This window comes from Formosa agariphila KMM 3901 (assembly GCF_000723205.1).
GTDB classification, from domain to species: Bacteria; Bacteroidota; Bacteroidia; order Flavobacteriales; family Flavobacteriaceae; genus Formosa; species Formosa agariphila.
The window spans coordinates 537,349-554,950 of the sequence record NZ_HG315671.1 but is presented as its reverse complement, the minus strand read 5'-3'; the positions used below and the strand labels follow the sequence as shown (position 1 = coordinate 554,950).

The 17,602-nt window shown below is 34.4% G+C and carries 15 protein-coding genes and 1 tRNA gene; 3 read left to right on the top strand and 13 right to left on the bottom strand.

The window, feature by feature from the left end:
* From BN863_RS02320 to BN863_RS02315, 3 genes are all read right to left on the bottom strand, one after another.
* On the bottom strand, nucleotides 1-240 hold the full coding sequence (locus BN863_RS02320) for a BON domain-containing protein (RefSeq protein WP_038527001.1): 240 nt from the start codon (nucleotides 238-240) through the stop codon (nucleotides 1-3).
* 6 nt (nucleotides 241-246) lie between these two features.
* On the bottom strand, nucleotides 247-390 hold the full coding sequence (locus BN863_RS18585) for a hypothetical protein (protein WP_169740916.1): 144 nt from the start codon (nucleotides 388-390) through the stop codon (nucleotides 247-249).
* 640 nt (nucleotides 391-1,030) lie between these two features.
* Entirely contained in the window at nucleotides 1,031-1,465 is a 435-nt protein-coding gene (locus tag BN863_RS02315) for a hypothetical protein (RefSeq protein ID WP_038526998.1), read from the bottom strand.
* A 340-nt stretch (nucleotides 1,466-1,805) separates the two neighbouring features.
* Here BN863_RS02315 and BN863_RS02310 point away from each other — a divergent pair, with 340 nt between their 5' ends.
* Genes BN863_RS02310 through BN863_RS02300 form a run of 3 tightly spaced genes read left to right on the top strand, consistent with a single transcriptional unit; the run spans nucleotide 1,806 to nucleotide 5,660 of the window.
* On the top strand, nucleotides 1,806-3,656 hold the full coding sequence (locus BN863_RS02310; RefSeq protein ID WP_051774444.1) for a flavohemoglobin expression-modulating QEGLA motif protein: 1,851 nt from the start codon (nucleotides 1,806-1,808) through the stop codon (nucleotides 3,654-3,656).
* 2 nt (nucleotides 3,657-3,658) lie between these two features.
* Nucleotides 3,659-4,711: an ATP-grasp domain-containing protein gene (locus BN863_RS02305; RefSeq protein ID WP_038526995.1), complete on the top strand. Its 1,053-nt coding sequence runs from the start codon at nucleotides 3,659-3,661 to the stop codon at nucleotides 4,709-4,711.
* A 52-nt stretch (nucleotides 4,712-4,763) separates the two neighbouring features.
* Nucleotides 4,764-5,660: a M14 family metallopeptidase gene (locus BN863_RS02300; RefSeq protein WP_038526992.1), complete on the top strand. Its 897-nt coding sequence runs from the start codon at nucleotides 4,764-4,766 to the stop codon at nucleotides 5,658-5,660.
* Nucleotides 5,661-5,928: 268 nt separating this feature from the next.
* Here the strand turns inward: BN863_RS02300 and BN863_RS02295 are convergent, their stop codons facing one another.
* From BN863_RS02295 to BN863_RS02255, 10 genes are all read right to left on the bottom strand, one after another.
* Nucleotides 5,929-8,286, bottom strand: coding sequence for an arylsulfatase (locus BN863_RS02295; RefSeq protein ID WP_038526990.1), 2,358 nt, complete (start codon nucleotides 8,284-8,286; stop codon nucleotides 5,929-5,931).
* 31 nt (nucleotides 8,287-8,317) lie between these two features.
* Nucleotides 8,318-9,310, bottom strand: a complete 993-nt coding sequence (locus tag BN863_RS02290; RefSeq protein WP_038526987.1) for a transporter — start codon at nucleotides 9,308-9,310, stop codon at nucleotides 8,318-8,320.
* A 68-nt stretch (nucleotides 9,311-9,378) separates the two neighbouring features.
* Nucleotides 9,379-11,769, bottom strand: coding sequence for an arylsulfatase (locus BN863_RS02285; RefSeq protein WP_038526984.1), 2,391 nt, complete (start codon nucleotides 11,767-11,769; stop codon nucleotides 9,379-9,381).
* Between the two features lie 30 nt (nucleotides 11,770-11,799).
* Complete coding sequence (locus BN863_RS02280; protein ID WP_197539166.1) at nucleotides 11,800-12,675, bottom strand: BamA/TamA family outer membrane protein; 876 nt, start codon at nucleotides 12,673-12,675, stop codon at nucleotides 11,800-11,802.
* 165 nt (nucleotides 12,676-12,840) lie between these two features.
* On the bottom strand, nucleotides 12,841-13,089 hold the full coding sequence (locus BN863_RS18660; protein ID WP_197539165.1) for a hypothetical protein: 249 nt from the start codon (nucleotides 13,087-13,089) through the stop codon (nucleotides 12,841-12,843).
* Nucleotides 13,090-13,427: 338 nt separating this feature from the next.
* The gene (locus BN863_RS02275; protein ID WP_051774442.1) at nucleotides 13,428-14,345 is read right to left on the bottom strand and encodes a hypothetical protein; all 918 of its coding nucleotides are present in this window, start codon (nucleotides 14,343-14,345) and stop codon (nucleotides 13,428-13,430) included.
* A 169-nt stretch (nucleotides 14,346-14,514) separates the two neighbouring features.
* A complete protein-coding gene (locus BN863_RS02270) occupies nucleotides 14,515-16,134 on the bottom strand; it encodes a tetratricopeptide repeat protein (protein ID WP_038526981.1) in 1,620 nt (539 codons plus the stop codon).
* Between the two features lie 204 nt (nucleotides 16,135-16,338).
* Nucleotides 16,339-16,411 (bottom strand) — tRNA-Met (locus BN863_RS02265).
* Nucleotides 16,412-16,538: 127 nt separating this feature from the next.
* Nucleotides 16,539-16,715 (bottom strand): CPXCG motif-containing cysteine-rich protein, encoded by a 177-nt coding sequence (locus BN863_RS02260; RefSeq protein WP_038526979.1) that lies wholly within the window; start codon nucleotides 16,713-16,715, stop codon nucleotides 16,539-16,541.
* A 33-nt stretch (nucleotides 16,716-16,748) separates the two neighbouring features.
* Nucleotides 16,749-17,567 carry a leucine-rich repeat domain-containing protein gene (locus BN863_RS02255; RefSeq protein ID WP_038526976.1) on the bottom strand — a complete coding sequence of 273 codons (819 nt, stop codon included), beginning with the start codon at nucleotides 17,565-17,567 and terminating at the stop codon, nucleotides 16,749-16,751.
* Nucleotides 17,568-17,602: the final 35 nt, after the last annotated feature.

The window sequence follows — 17,602 nt, the reverse complement described above, 5'->3', positions numbered from 1 at the left end:
TTAAAAATTAAGTTCAAGTTTATTATTTACATGCCATATACTAGGTGTTTCCCATGCAATGCGTTCTACTTCCTCTTTTTGGCACAAAGAGATTGTTTTTCCTAAAAGGGTTACTGCAGTACCTAATACGTTTATATTTATATAATAATGATTAATAAAACTTTTCCTAAGGACATTTTTGAGTTTTTTTTGTCTAATAACATCTGTATGGCCTGACTGTAATACTGAATCATTTTTCATCTTATATTATTTTTTATTTTTTTGTTTTTTAATTGTTGGTTGATCAATATCAAACTTGTTGGTTTGTTGATTAACATTAGCAGTTGGATTTGTAGGATGACTCTGTTCTTCTGTTCTTTTGAATTTCTTTCTATCTTTAATTATTCCCATGACTGTTATTTTAATTGTTCATTAACAGTATACTGCTTTAATACTTAAACATTGCCAATACTATCTTAAAGCCAATAACTTACACAAAATTAAATTTACCTCTCGGCAACTGTTTTAATATTTATTTCAACTAAATTTTTTAATATCAATGAATTGTTGTATCGTTTCATTTCGCTGTAATTTATATATAGAGCTATAGTGTTATTTAGCTTTTGTTTATAAAAGTCTCTCTATATTTCAGCAAACTTGTGAACCCAAACAAAAATCAATAACAATCAATTGATGTTTTCGTATTAGGGTTATATTTTAAAATAAACTCGGTTAAAACTCTATAGGAACAATAAACTATTCATAAACTCGAATAATTAGCAATAAAGTGAAATGGAAAACGGAAGCTTTTACGTTGTATTGAAGATATTTTTAACAAAGTATTTTCAAGAAATAAAGCTTGTCTCGGAATGTATGGGGAATTGACTAATTATCTTTTTTATTTCACTTAGAAATTTACAATTATATTGTTTTGTTCGTCTAGTGATATGCAGAATGTCTTTTAAGATAATCAGGCTAGTTTTACTTTTATTGTAATTTTTCTGTTAGTTGACACACGCTTAAACCAAAATTTTTCATAGAAATATTTCACTTACACAAACAATAACATCCCAGCTAACGTGACACTAAATACAATATGAGCCCCGATAAGCTGAACGTAAAATGTGAATTTAGGAAATTGTGGTGGATTGTCGTGTAAAGCAAACATAAGTTTCCAACCTATTGCTCCAAGTAGGCCTGCTAAAAATCCAAATATTAAAGCATATAACAATTCAGAACCGATAGGAACAATGTTTCTAATGAGAAAATAGCCTGACAAAAATACCAAGCCAATAGCGAAGTGCAAACACCATCCCATCCATATTCCAAAATCAGATTTCCTTATAATACGAGCACGATTTGCCAATTGTTTTAAGCGCTTGGGTTCGCTAAAATTGGTATTAAAAGCAAGCGAGACCATATACGAAAACCCAGTCATAAGCGCTACAGCTACGGTATTAATTAAGATGAATTTTAATATAATCATACTCCTAAATTTCAGTTTAGTTCTAGTCTCTGAATTTAAAATTAATCAGCATAAATCACGATTGCAAATTCAAGTTTATTTATCGTAATCGATTATAATACTACTCCTTAAGGTTTTACAAAGTTTAGAACACTTCAATCTTTAGAGTCAATAAATGTTCGCTTTAGGCTAAAGTGGGATATGTATAGACCGTAATTTAGTCGAGCTCATTTAAGTATAATCCAAGCAAGTGTTTAAGGCATAGCAACAATCTTAAATATAAACTTAAGGTAGCATGGGAAGCAGCATATTTTAATGAGTAAAATTTAAAATGTAGAATTAAATATTAGAACACAATATTATGGCCAACACAGAGGTGTCTCCAGATAGCATGCCAACAGTAAAACAACTCATTCCAAAATTAGAATGTGGTGCAAAAACCGTCACGAGATTACCCTACGGTGGCTTTTTATTTTTGGAACACGATGTACCCTCATTACTTATCTATCGGAAAAAAGAAAACGATTCTGGTACCGATAGATTAATACGAGCAGGAGCATCTTACCTTGTTGTGGGCACAGAATCTTTTCAGTACTATAAAACCTTTATAGAAGATCTAACGACATTAATGTCGGATAATTTTGGCTCGTTTATCTTACTGGAAATATTTTCGGGAGCAGCGGGAAGCCAAACGTTTAAAGTAAGAGGACCATCGCATAAATTACCGGTGTCATTACAGGTTTTAAAGGATGAATTACTTAAAATTAAATCCAGACAGTATAACGTAAATTTAGATGTATGTGTCGAGCAAACAAAAACGCGCCAAATTGTAAGCGAAAAGCCGTTACTCGAGATTTCTCATATTAAACAACGCGGAGCCACACTTATAGGTCTTGAAGTACCCCCTGTATTTCGTGACGAACAAGGACACGTGTATCCGTTATACTTTAGAGATTTTCAAGAACAATTTATTAAAGCCATACAACGTGCTGTATTCGAATTCGTAAGAGTACAAACCACTTCTAGTCTTACCAATTATCATGCGCTAGGGAAACGTTCTATTCATGAAGAAGTATTTAAAATAGATAAACAGCTTACCGAGATAGAAAATAGTTACCAATTTTTATTATTGGTGGCGCCAGTTAATATCCAAGTGCTACGTCAACAGTTCTTCGATTCTCATTTTAAAACATTAGACCGGTATCATTACCGACTACTCCCTGTAGATCCAGATATTTTAAAACGAAAATTATATGATTTACGTATCGATGAAATAGACGATCCTGCAATTTCATTTTTATTTGATGAAAAACGAGCAGAAATAGATCAAGAACTTACCATGCTTAAAGAACGTGGCGCAAAAAACTTTTTTTACAGCAGTATTCGCTTATATAATGGATTGGATAAAGCTTTGATTGCAGAAGCCGAATTAATCCTTCAGAATATACCCGAAAATCATGAGGAAGGTCAACGTGCGGTAATAGATACGTCCGAATTTGGAGATTTAGCAAAACAGGAGTTTGATTATTTTAAAGAGCAAGACTCCCATTTTAATTCTAAAATTCATATTCGAGACGATGTAAATATCATGATGGTATCTAAAGGGGAATTGTATTTGCCTTCAGATTACACCATGAGTAAAAACGATGCTAAAGCACTTATTCAACACGAAATCGGGACTCATGCCCTCACCTATTACAACGGAACGCAACAGCCGTTAACGCAAATGGCTTCCGGCCTTGCTAATTACGATGCCTTACAGGAAGGAATAGCTGTGTTAAGTGAGTATTTATCCGGCGGATTGTCTGGTAACCGTTTACGGATTTTAGCCGGGCGTGTAGTGGCTGGTGCAGCCTTAATAAACGGAGCCGAATTTCACGAGATGTTTTTCAAACTGTACTCGCAATACGATTTTACAAAAGAGCGTGCCTTTAATATCACCTCAAGAATGTTTCAAGGCGGTGGCTTTCTTAAAGATATTATTTATTTAGAAGGCTTAGTGCGTCTGCGTAATTTCCTAAAGGAAGGTGGCGAATTAGTGCCTCTGCTAAGTGGAAAATTTGCATTACATCACATCGATTTAATTCAGGATCTTCGAGATCGTGGTCTCGTTTTACCTCCTAAAATAACCCCTAGATATTTAAACAATGAAGATTTCAACCTTAAAATAGATAAACTCAAGAAGGGCTTGCCCATCTCTAAAATGATATAATTATGAAAATTTGTTTTGTTATTAGTGCTATAGAAACTGAAGCCATTGGGACTTCGGTTGTTATTATGAAAAAAGCGTACGAGAGAGGACATGCCTTATATGTTATGGGTGTTGGCGATTTTATATTTAAACAAGACGCTCCAATGAGTCTACGATGTACTCAAGTTAGAAAAAATTTAAAGTATAAAACTGTTGAAGAGTTTTGGACTCAAGTACAGGAAGACACCAATAAAAAAACGGTAATTACCAGTAAAGACCTAGACGTATTATTTTTAAGAAATAATCCAACAGAAGAAACAGACGACCGAAGATGGGCAGAACATAGCGCTATTGCTTTTGCTCGAATGATTCAGCAAGAAGATGTATTGGTTCTAAACGATGCATTTGCCATGTCGCATGCCTATATAGATAAACTGTATTTTGAAGAATTACCATCCGAAATTAAACCCAACAGTTTAATAACTCGAGATATAAACGATTTGCTTCAATTTTGGGAATCTGTAGGAAAACAGATGGTTTTAAAACCTTTAGAAGGGTCAGGCGGACAGAATGTTTATCTTATTGGAGAAGATAAGAAAAATATACATCAGATTTTCGAAACTCTAATCAGTCAAGGTTACGTTATCGCTCAAGAATTTTTGCCAGAAGTATCTAAAGGAGATGTTCGTGTTATACTTATGAATGGAAAGGTTTTAGAAGAAGATGGAGAAAAAGCTGTAATCCGTCGTCTTAACAAAGATAAAGATGAGTTTAGAAGTAATTTGTCATTAGGTGCCACAGCTAAAAAAGCAAAGTATACCAAGAAAATGCAACATATTGTAGAAGTCACTGCGCCTAAATTAATTAAAGATGGATTATTTTTTGTGGGCTTAGATATAGTTGATGATAAGCTTATAGAAATAAATGTTTTGAGTCCTGGCGGATTAGATCATTGCGAAGAAATTGGACTACCAGCCTTTACCACTACCGTTATTGAAGCGATTGAACGTAAAGTTGAATATAAAAAACTTTATAAAAATAATATTTCCAATAAAGTTCTTGCCACCATGGACTAAGTCTGTAGTAATACAGAATAATTAGAATTTATTTTAATTCAATGAAGTAATTATGGAAAACAATAGAATTATAGGAAAATATACAAGTCATAAAAAAGGGCCATTACTTATTGTAACGGCAGGCGTACACGGAAATGAACCTAGCGGAGTACAAGCTCTAGAAGCTGTATTTAAAAAATTACAGAATGAAAAACCTGTAATTAAGGGTATGTTTGTGGGTATTCTAGCCAATACAAATGCTTTAAAACGCGGAGTTAGATTTATAGACGAAGATCTTAATAGGACATGGACAGAAAAAAATTTAAAATATAATATTTCTGATACGAGTGAGAAACAAGAAATGTATCAGCTTATAAAAGTTATAGACGGACTCTGTGAAACCGAATATACTAATCATTATTTTATGGATTGCCACACTACCTCATCTGATAGTTTGCCATATATGTCTGTTCAAGATGTAGGACAAAATTTAAAGTGGGCACAACACTTTCCGCTTCATATTATCAAAGGCTTTTCGGATATTGTAGAAGGTACTATTGATGGTTATTTTAGTAAAGAAGGGATTACAGGTTTTACCTTAGAGGCTGGTCAACACGACAGTGAAACTAGTAAAATCTATCACGAAGGCATGATTTGGATGCTACTTGAAAAAGCGTGCAATTTACAAGTAAATGATTTAAAGCCTATTCCTCCAGCTATTGAGGCCACAGTTAAAAGCACCGACAAGCAACGCACATTTAAAATTATTCATCGCTTCGGACTAAACCCTAAAGACGATTTTAAGATGCAGGCTGGCTTTGAGAATTTTCAGCAGATTCATAAAGGACAACATTTAGCAACCTTAAATGGTTCAGAAATTTATAGCACTTGGGATGCATTTATCTTTATGCCTTTATATCAAGCTAAAGGGAATGATGGCTTTTTTGTTATTGAAAGTATGCCTCAGTAAAGATGTACAAATAAAGGCGCTACAACATTAAATAGATGAATGGAAATAAAATGAAAAGCTAAAATTTGTATTGTGTTCAAGTCTTGTATAGGTAAGCTCTTTTTCAAAAACGAAGCTTATAGCGAAACATATTAGAAAAGGCTGAGTGTGTTCTGAAACGAATTATTTTCCTATCCTAAGTTTTAATTAAACCTTAAAAAACAAAGCCCTTATCTAATTAAATTTAGATAAGGGCTTTTTAAAAATATTATAAAACGTAATCCTCTGTTTATTTTTTAACGTCAGTATATTTAATAACGGTTTTTCCTATGGTTCCGTTATATGCAAACGGTGCTTTATCAAAATATTCCAGAGCTACTGGCGAATCTAAGTCCGTTCCAATATCAAAGGTAGCGTTAGAAGTAAAGTGTAAAGACATGGCTCTTGGTACGCGTTTTTTAGCAACTTGTTTGCCATTAACTTTAAGTGTTACATCCATAGCACCTCCAATGCGGTCTACCAATTTAGACTCCACAACTATGGTTGCTTTACCCTCCGGAAGTTTAGATTCTGACTTTATTTTTGTTCTTTCGATTTCAAATAAATTGAATTCGTAATGTAAATAACCATCCATGACATAGCATGTAACGCCTCCGCTAAATCCCGCTAAGGCATATAATACGCCATTGGCTTCTTTTGGCACATCTAACTCCATAGTTACTAAACTACTCATTTTACCAAGTTTAGGAGCAGCAGATTCAGGCATACGCGTTAATGGAGCATCGAAAGTCCATTCTGTTAAAGCTGAAGCAGGCGCATCTTCTGGATGAAAGATAGCTGTAGCCCACAATCCACCTCCAACGGGTAAATTTTTATATTTTGTAGATTCAGAGATAAAAAGCATTTTCATTTCCTCTAACTTCTCCGGATTTTCCTTTGATAAATCGGTAGACTGACTCCAATCTTCATTTAAATTATATAGCTCCCAAGTATCATTCATAGGATTCCAAGTTTTAGCGCCTTTAGGAATACCACCTACCCATGGTTTTCTTAATCCCATAGTACTCGCCATCCAGCCGTCACTATAAATACCACGGCTAGCCATAATATCGAAAAACTGTGTTTTATGAGTTCCTTTTACGGTAGCATCATGTAATGAATATACCATACTCACCCCATCCATATCGACTTGTTCAAAACCGTTTACAACTTCTGGTTCAGCAATATCTAATATGTCGTAAACTGTTGGCACAATATCAATAACGTGATGAAACTGTGGTCTTGGTGTTTTATCATGTTTAATGGTTTTTGGCCACGACACGGCCATTGGCTGACGTGTACCTCCAAAATATCCACCAACTAATTTTGTTCCTTTATATGGTGTTGAACCTGCCCATGCCCAACCTGCATGAAACATATTGTCTGTTTTATTAGTTCCTAAAACGTCTAAACCTCCAAGTTCATTTAAAGCTTCTATATGTTCTGAAATCTTTGTTGGAATGGCATTCTGAGCTAATTGTTCTGAAATTGTACCATGTAATCCTTCTGAAGACGACCCGTTATCTCCCCAAATATAAAAGACCAAAGTATTATCTAATTCTCCCATGGCTTCAATTTGATCAATTACACGACCAGCATGATAATCTGCATGCTCTGCAAATCCAGCCCAAACTTCCATTAATCGTCTTTGAAATGGTTTTTCAGATTCAGGAATAGATGCCCACGATGCCATGGTTTCGTCGCGTGGCGTTAATTTTGTGTTCTGCGGAATCCATCCTAATTTCTTCTGACGATTAAAAACGCGTTCGCGATACGCATCCCATCCATCATCAAATTTTCCTTTGTATTTATCTGCCCATTCTTGAGGAACTTGGTGAGGCCCATGTGCTGCTCCTGGTGCCCAATACACAAAAAACGGCTTCTCTGGAGCATATGTTTTTTGCTCCTGTAACCACTTAATGGTTTTATTCGCTAAGTCTTCAGATAAATGATATCCTTCTTCACGTTCCTCTGTAACGTAAGTTGTATTATGTACTAAAGTAGGTTCGTATTGCGATGCTTCTCCGGCTAAAAAACCGTAAAATTCTTCGAAACCATATCCTGTTGGCCAAAAATCGAATGGTCCTTTATTAGTAATTTGGTCTTCTGGTGTATTGTGCCATTTTCCGAACGCAGCGGTGTTATATCCATAAGCTTTTAAAACTTCGGCCATAGTGGCTGCAGTTTTAGGAATAACCCCGCTAAAACCATCAAAATCGTTTGCTAATGCTGCGATTTGCCCGTTTCCTACTCCTGTATGATTTCTTCCTGTAAGCAAAGATGCTCGTGTTGGCGAACACATGGCTGTAGAATGAAAACGATTATACGATACTCCAAGATTTGCCACACGACTTAACGTTGGGGCATTAATTTCTCCGCCATACGTCGATGCTGTTCCAGGACCAATATCATCCATTAAAATGATTAAGATATTTGGCGCATCGGCAGGTAAATGCTTTGCTTCAGGTCTTTTCTTATAAGTTGAGGTTTCCATGGTTAACCCCGGTTTCGAAGCCGATGGCGTGGGTGGGAATGGTAAAATTTGCTGTGCTGTAACGGCACCTCCCAAAACCATTAACACGAGACATAATATATGTTTTGATTTCATAATAGCGTAAGTTTAATTTTTAGTTTATGAGTTATTTATTTTGTTTCATTTTTGCAAGCATCTCGCGGTCGGATTTAGATGGAATGGTCATGGTTGCCAAAAAGCGGAACATATGTCCGTTACTTTCATTAAACCAAATACGACCATAACTACTCTGTATTTTAATAGCGCTAGTAACACTATATCCTAGAGAAATACCTCCTGCCAACTGATTGATTCTTTCACCTTTTGGTAAATCGTCTATTTGAGAAACCCCACCATATTGGTAGCCTAAATCTACTGAACCCCATAATTTTGGTATAAAATATTTAGACACATGCTGATTTAATACAAACAACGGCGTTTGCCTTTTCGTTTCTCCCGCAAAAGGATTGTTATTATTAGTATACAGATATAAATTGGGGTTTATTTCCCAATGAGCTGATGCTTTTTTGTTTTCATTTAAAGCTAAAACCATAGGTAAACCTAAACGGAATGCCCAACGATTGGCTCCTAAATTAACACGCCGACCTTGATTATATTCCCCCGTAGGAGCAGTAAACCCAACAAGGGCATACATTTGAAATTTAGCGTTATACTGACTAAAATCGGCTAAACCCAAAGCGGGAGCATTTAGTAATCCTACTCGTAACCACACACTAGAGTCCATTAAACCTGATTTATTGATAAATTCAAATTCATTAGGAATGTCTTCAGGAAGCCCTTCTGATAATCTCGAAATATCTGCAGTACCTGTCATACTTCCGTAGGTAGGTGTTACTAAAACTTGAGCAATACGACCGTCGATATTAAACGAATATAAAAATGGCACTATAAACGCATTTACATTAATAGTACCACTAGCCAACACCACATCCTGCGATGGTGATAAATTAGATTCTAAGTTTAAATACTGAATGTTAACAGCCATTAAATCTTTAGGAGGCATAAAAAAGGTGGTGGGTGTTTCAGCTTGAGAAAACCCTTTATTTATACTGCTAAACACTATGGTAAAAACGACTAGTTTTAGTGTTTTAAATCTCATGTAATCAGTTGTTTATATAAAATATAAAAAGATGTATCCAGAGACACATCTTTTTTACTGTTTCAATCTTAATTTAATTTAACGTGGACATTTTCAATAATCCCATCAAATTTAAATGGACGCTTTTTATAATAATCGTAAGAAACTGGCGAGCCTAAATCTACGCCAACATCGAACGTTTCGGTAGCAGTAAATGCCAATGGTACGGTACGGTTTAAGGACACATTTATAACCTTATTCCCATCTACACTAATATTGACTGTTCCTGCTTGTGCCGGACCTTTCACTTGGGTATTAATCACTAGTTTATGTTTACCCTTAGCAAGTGGCTGAGCACTTTGCCCTGAATAATTTTCAATAAGCAACATATTATACTCATATTTTAAGATACCATTTTCCATATAAAGGGTAATACCTCCACCAGCACCACCAACACAATACAGCACACCATTAGCTTTGTTTCCTATTTCCAAATCTACAGTTACCGTATTGTTTTCTCTACCAATACCTGGAGCATTAAATTCAGGCATACGCTGTGTGGTTTGGCTAAAATTCCATTCTTTGTAGGGTGGTTTACGAATATCTTTTGGATGTGTACGCAACCAGTTTCCTGCACCTATTGGAAAATCTTTATTATCTTCTGCTAAGGCTAAAAAGTCTTTTTTAAGAGCTTCTAATTTTTCAGGATTTTCTTTTGCTAAATCATGAGCTTGAGAAAAATCGTCGTCTAGTTTATATAACTCCCAAACATCATTATCCATGTCCCAATTCTTAATACGGCTTACCGAAGCAGGCGTATTCCAAGGAATTAGCGGACCAAAAGTAGAGGCCATCCATCCGTCTTTATAAATTGCTCGGCTGGCATTATTATCGAAAAACTGTTCTTCCTTTTGTCCATTCGCCGTTGCATCATTAAAAGTATATGCTAAACTAATCCCATCCATTTTTTGTTGCTTATAGCCATGTACCTCTTCAGGGTGAGGAATCCCTAAAATAGTATATAGAGTAGGTGCAATATCTATAACGTGATGAAACTGCGTGCGTATTGCACCGTCGTGCTTAATACCTTTTGGCCAAGAGATAGCCATGGGGTTCCGTGTCCCTCCAAAATAGCTTCCCATTAATTTTGTTCCTTTAAAAGGTGTGCTTCCTGCCCATGCCCATCCTGCATGATACATATTATCTGTATGAGGAGAACCTAAAGCGTCGATACCACCTACTTTTTCTAGGGCAGCAATTTGTTGCTCCACGGTATTAGGAATATTGTTTTGAGCCAATAATTCTGAAATGGAACCATTCTGTCCTTCGGCACTAGAACCATTATCTCCGAAAATATAAATAACAATGGTATTCTCTTTTAAACCACGGTCTTCTAATCCGTCAAGTATTTTACCCACCTGTGTATCTGTATGTTCTACAAAACCTGCAAAAACTTCCATTAACCTAATTTGAAATGCACGCTGGTCTTCTGGAATATCTGCCCATCCGTTTAAAGTACTATCACGAGGCGTTAATGTTGTGCCTTCTGGAATAATTCCCATCTCAAGCTGACGTTTAAAAACACGTTCTCTGTAGGCGTCCCAACCTTCGTCAAATTTACCTTTGTATTTATCTGCCCATTCGCTAGCAACGTGCTGTGGCCCATGAACCCCTCCAGGAGCCCAGTACATAAAAAAGGGTTTGTCTGGAGAAAATGCACGACTATTATCTATCCAATTCAAAGCTTGTTTTGCTAAGTCTTCGGTTAAATGATAATCCTCGTCGTGAGGCGGTTCTATATGGTCGTAATTAAGTGTTAAACGCGGTTCCCATTGAGAGGTTTCTCCACCTAAAAAACCATAAAAATGTTCGAAACCATAAGCATTTGGCCAGTGATTTTTAGGTCCCATCATGGTTGTTTCTGTAGCTGGCGTGTTGTGCCATTTTCCGAAAGCCGATGTATGATACCCGTATTCTTTTAAAATTTCCGGAATGGTTGCAGCTGTTTTAGGAATAATTCCGGTGTAACCATCGAAAGCCACGGCACGCTCGGCAATGGTTCCAGAACTTACGCGAGTATGATTTCTCCCCGTAAGTAATGCCGCACGTGTTGGCGAACAAATAGACGTGGTATGAAAGGTATTGTATAACAATCCTTCTTTAGCAATTCTATCGAAGTTTGGAGTATGAATTTCACCTCCCATAGTTTCAGAAATACCGAAGCCTACATCGTCTAAAAGTACTAATAAAACATTTGGTGCATCTTTAGGCAAGCGTTGTGGTTCGTCCGGCCATTTCATTTTTGCGTCCTTCATATTCGCCGTAGTCACACTAGCCATAGGCGTAGCTGGGAAAGGTAATACAGCTCCGCTTGTCGTTTGATTAGTAGATGTTTCTGTAGGTAGAGTCTCTTTTTTATCGGAACACGATACTGCAAATAATACAGCAACTCCCGTTAAAAGACTTAAATAATTTTTCATAATTAGTATTGGTTAGTTATAATTATTGTATTAGAAATTTTCGTTTAGACGTAAAAACAGCCCTTTAGAACCATAACTTCCCCATCCGTAATCAATCCCAATATTTGTTCTTGCTTTTTTACTAATGTTTACACGTAAGCCCAAACCATAACCTGGTTCTATATATTCTAATAAGCCAATGTCACTTTGTTTTGCACTTGCAGTTGTTAGGTTACCGTAAACCACCATACCTAGCAATCTGTCGTTTTTCTTAGAACCATAAAGATGTTTTCTGTATTCTGCACCTAAGTATAACAGATTCTGACCACGGAAACGACCTTGAGAATACGGCTCTCCAGATTTAGAATATTGGTCCCACCCAATTGCAGGTAAATTCATATAAGGTAAATCTCCCGAAGTTGTAAGATTAGCATAAGACCAAATTGCAATGATATCGTTATTGGTTTCCTTAATATTAATATAATCGCGATACTCTAACCACAATTGAGTTGAACTTTGGTCGCTCCCTAAAAATTCTGGATTTACTGTAAATGTAGCCATAGCATAACGTCCTTTATACGGATTGTTTACATTATCTCTAGTGTCTAACACTCCATTTAAAGATAGTCCGACTAACGAACTTTTATCTTGATCAAATCCGTAATGCTCGTTGTAAGCGTAGAATGGCGTAATCACTGGAGTTTCGGCGTCTAGGTCTAATAGTTGGTCTTCAAATTTACTAAAGAAATCTAGGCGTAATCCCAAACCAACATAAAAGCCTTTATCACTCACTTTCTTTAGATAAGTTTGATAAAAACGGAAGAAATTGAATTCTAGCATATCTGCTTCAGAATTTCCTTCTATAGAACCATCATCGAAACCAAAATCATTTGAAGCCAGTTTAGACGTTTGTGGCCCCGTTCCCAATCCCCAAGTGGGTTGAGACGATTGTAAATATCTAATATCTCCTAATGCGATAAAATTATTATCTTCTCCATAAATAGTAGATTTTAATGTGATTATAGTTTGACTTTTAGTGGTAAATGCAACACCTAATAGGGCATTAGAAATTTTTGTCGTTTCAGGTTCACCCTAAAAACCACTCACAGAGGCACCTGCCCCGTATATAAATCCAAAGGCAGGATTAGCACCAATAACTGGTACTGGCGAAAAGTATATGGTTCCTTTTTCTGGCGGAGCTTCCTTCTTCGCTTTTTTAGCTGCTTTCTTAGCCTCTTTGGTTTCTTTTTTAGTTGATTTAGTTGCGTCCTGAGCAAAAGAATTTGACGTTACAAGACAAAATACAGATAACACGATTACTCTTAATAGCGTTAGTTTCATAATTAGTTATTGGTTGATAGTTATTGATTAACACGTATAAAAAACATGCATTTCTTTTGAAACACAAAAAACATTTCCCACTAAAGAACCTAATAATCAATTAATTAAAAAAATATTTGTCAATAAAAATATTTTATTTTTTGAATTATCGTACTTAAAGCTACTCATATTTTAAGTTTTCCTTAACATATCAAAGATAGATTAAAAAGATGCTTTTAAAAAAAGAATTTAAATGGACAAGATAAATACTTGGTCTTAGGATTAAATTCAATTTTAAAAATTAAAGGAGTTATTACATACTTTAAAATAGAAATAAAGTCATGTTTACATTAAGGTCATTATCTCCTAAAACCTCCACCTCCATGAAATCCACCTCCAAAATTAGATCTTGTAAACGTACCTCCACGGTTTAAATCTAAGCTATGTTTATTATAATTTCCAGGATTTCGTTGTTGAAATGTTTGTTTGGCAGAATTTGAAAAATGATCATTTTTATTATGATTATTATTCATATTACCATGATGATGGTCAAAATTAGTATGATGATACACATTTTTAGTATTCACATGTATAATTATATTATTATGATATGCAAATGGAGAGAAAGGCCCCCATGGACGGAAATACGGTGGGTAATACCCCCAATAAAAAGGAGAAATCCAAGGCGAATAATACGGTCCCCAAAACCAATCCATTATTAATGGATTTACTCCATATACAGGATAAATATAGTAGTTTGGTCCATAGATACTAGAATTCCCAATGACCTGAACACTCGTATTTTCTTTCTTAACATCTATAGTCGCTACATCTTGAAATTTATCTTTAGCCAAAACAGATTGAATTGTTACTACTTTGTCATCACCCTGATCAGAACTTACAACTCTTAAGTAATCTACTTTACCGTCTTCGTTTAAATCTAAATTAGAGATTTTAGTCTCGGGATTGTTTAATCTTTTTTCGAAATCTTCTAAATCTTTAGACTCACCAAACACAGAAGCAACAGCTTCTAAATCTAAATTATCGCTAATATCTTTGTCTTTAGCTTCTACAGTTGTAGTGGTGGTGGTTGCTGTGGTATTCTGAGTTGTTGCTGTTGTACTTGATCCACAATTAAATAATGTTAAAGCAAAGGCTAAACATAATATTGAACCTATCTTTTCCCTTATGCTTAATATTACTTTATTATTTAAAAAGGTATCCTTCAAAATTAATTCCAAATTCTGAACTTTAATTGTTTTTTCGTTACGATTCATGGTATGGTTGATTTACATTTTAGACTAATTTATGATGCAAGCCAATATTCGAAAAGAAATGAAGTATTACAAAAACACTTACACAATTAAACACTACCACTACATAACCACATTTATGACAATTAAAATACTGATTAACAGATGAATATAAATTTAAAAAAAGTTATATTTAATTTACTGATAGACTATTCAGGTAGGTGGAAAGGTTTACTTTTTCATTAGTTAACTCCAATTTTTTACGAAGTCTGGTACGTGAATTCTCGACCGTTTTAAAAGATTGTCCTGTTATTTGAGAAATTTCTTTAGTAGTTAAATCCATAAACAGAAGCGCACAAAGTCTGCGATCTTTAGGGGTTAAAGTGGGGTGATGTAAAGCTAAATTTTCAAAAAAAGATTTATGAACTTGTTCGAAACTCAATTCGAATTCTTTCCAAATATCAGAATCCATATCTTTTTGAAGCTTTTGCAAAATGACATCTATGGCTTGCTGGGTTTCCTTTTTAACAGCCTTTAATTTAACTGCTTTTAAATCGGTTAAGATATTTTTATAGATTTCTTTGCGATGGATTTCTGTCATGGCTTTGCCAATAAGCTCTCTATTTTTTAAATCTAAATCTTGGTGTAAATCCTGATGTTTAATTTTAAGCTGTTCTTGTACTAACAGACTTTTAATATTTCTATTTCTATACCTAATTAACAACATTCCTAATACTAATGTACCTAGCAGAAGTATTAAACCTGCAATGTAAAGTTTAAACCGTTTCTTTTCTTCCGTTAAGGCACTTATTTTAGAACGAATTTTATAGTCCTGATCTAATTTTATACGCTCTAAATTAACAGCCTTTTCTTCTACATTTAAACTATCCCTGATTTGGTCGTAGCGTTTAAAATAGTGTACAGCCGTTTTATAATCTCCTTTACCTTCATAGGCCTTAGACAAAATATTTGTGGTATTCTGATTACTAAAACTGTATGCGTTATCCGAATTTAAATCAAGTGCTTTATTAGCGTAATATATGGTGCTATCATACTGTTTTTCTTGCAGACTATATTTGGAATAAGCGCCAAATGCAAATAGTTTAAACTTCTTATTGGAAGTATTTTGCGTTAACTTGATGCTTTTAGAAAAATACGTATTAGCCTGAATTGTATCTCCTTTTAAGCTATAAACTCGTCCTAAATTAGTTGTAATGTACCCTAATAAGTCATGATTGTCTAACGTTCTAACAATTTGTTTTCCTTTATTAAAGTAATACAATGCAGAATCTAAATCCTCCTTTATATATAACGTTCCAATATTATTTAAAATCTTAACTATCTTAATAGAATCATTATTTTTTACTTGATAATCATATAATTTAAAAAAGTAATGAAGTGCCTTTTCCTTATTATTAAATTGTGCATAGATTAGAGCCAAATAATGTTCAATTTTAACAACTTCAACTTCATTATTTTTAGCTTTATAAATTTCTTGAGCTTTCAGAAAATAATCTAGAGCTATATCTAGTAAATCTTTAGAGGCATAAAGTTCTCCTTTTGCGACATAAACAGATGCTAAATTAAGTTGTGAATGTTTTGTATCCTGAGCTTCTTCTTCAGCAAAATCTAAGTATATAATCGCCTTCTCCCAATCACTATCTGTAAGTTCATCAGCAATTGTTTTACATAGTTCTATTTTTTTTAATGGATCCTGGGTTAAGCTTAAGCTGTCAATTAAAGTCTCTGATGGTGTCTGGGAATAACCTCCATTACAGTATATAAATAAAATTAAAAAGATAATTCTGTGCATTTGTATGTTTTGTAGAGAAAATCAAATTTAATTAAAATAAGGGTGCACATAGCATTAAAAGGTGATAGGAATAACAATTAGCTCTATTTAAATAAGCAAATAACCCTCTTCTCCCTTATTATAGCGACATAAATCTATGATACGTATTCAAATTATTAGACATAAAAAAAGGCTTCACATTTCTGTGAAGCCTTGTAAACTTAGTAGCGGGAACTGGACTCGAACCAGTGACCTTCGGGTTATGAGCCCGACGAGCTACCTACTGCTCTATCCCGCGATATAAATCCTAAAACAACTAACTTAGCTTTTAACTCTCAGTTCATAACTACTGACCTAATTGTTTCGGACTGCAAATATACGACCCTTTTTTGATATACCAAGCATTATTTTGAAAAACTTTTAAATCAAATTATATTCACTTGAAAATCTGATAGTTCACCTTCTAAAAAAACGGTATAAATCTCTAAAGGATTACAACAGACTTCACAATCTTCAATATATTTTTGCTTAGCAACTCCTGTATCTAATAACATAGATATGGTTTCCCAACAATGCGGACATGTAAAAAAGTGTTCGTACATATGTGCAATATATACATTTACGTTTTAAACCTCTTAATTGTGATCGGTAATAACTGTAGCAGGTTCTGTTTCTAAAGATAAATAGCCTTTAGGCATATGATCTTGGAAACTGTAATACTCTTTGTTAAAGTTATTTTTATTTACCATAAAAATATTAAGCTTGTTTAAGTCTCCTATACTAGTTGGCAAATATCCAGTAAATTTATTATTAGTAATAATAAGTTCTTCTAAGTTGCTTAATTCGCCTAATTCTACAGGTAAATCACCTTCAAACTCATTATCATGTAAACTTAAATGTTCTAAGTTTTTAAGGTTACATAATTGCTTTGGAAAGTATCCTGAAAAACGATTTCTTCCTAATTGTAGGATTTCTAGTTTAGTTAAATTGACAAACGTAGATGGTATATTCCCTTTAAATTTATTGTGATATAAACTTAAAAACTCAAGTTGGTCAAGGTTTCCTATTTCAACAGGTAAAAATCCTACAAACTCATTTAAAAATAACTCTAAACTTGTTAAATCTCTTAAAGTACCAATAGACCTTGGTATTGTTCCACCCAATCTATTTGATGCTAAATTGAGTACTTTTAAATATCTTAATTCACTAATACTTGCAGGCAATTCCCCTTTTAAATTATTGCTAGGGAGATTAAGTGCTACCACATGGTCATCACTAATGGTTACACCATGCCAGTGTTCTACAGGGCTGTTTAAATCCCAAGGAATATTCCAATGTTCGCCATCGGTGGCATAATATAAATTAACAAGTGCTTTTTTTTCGTTTAATGGGATACTCGCTGAGGCAAAAAGGGGAGCAAGTAAGCACATTACTGAGAGTAAAATTGCTTTCATAGGTTAAGTAGGTTATGTACTATTAGAATAACAAT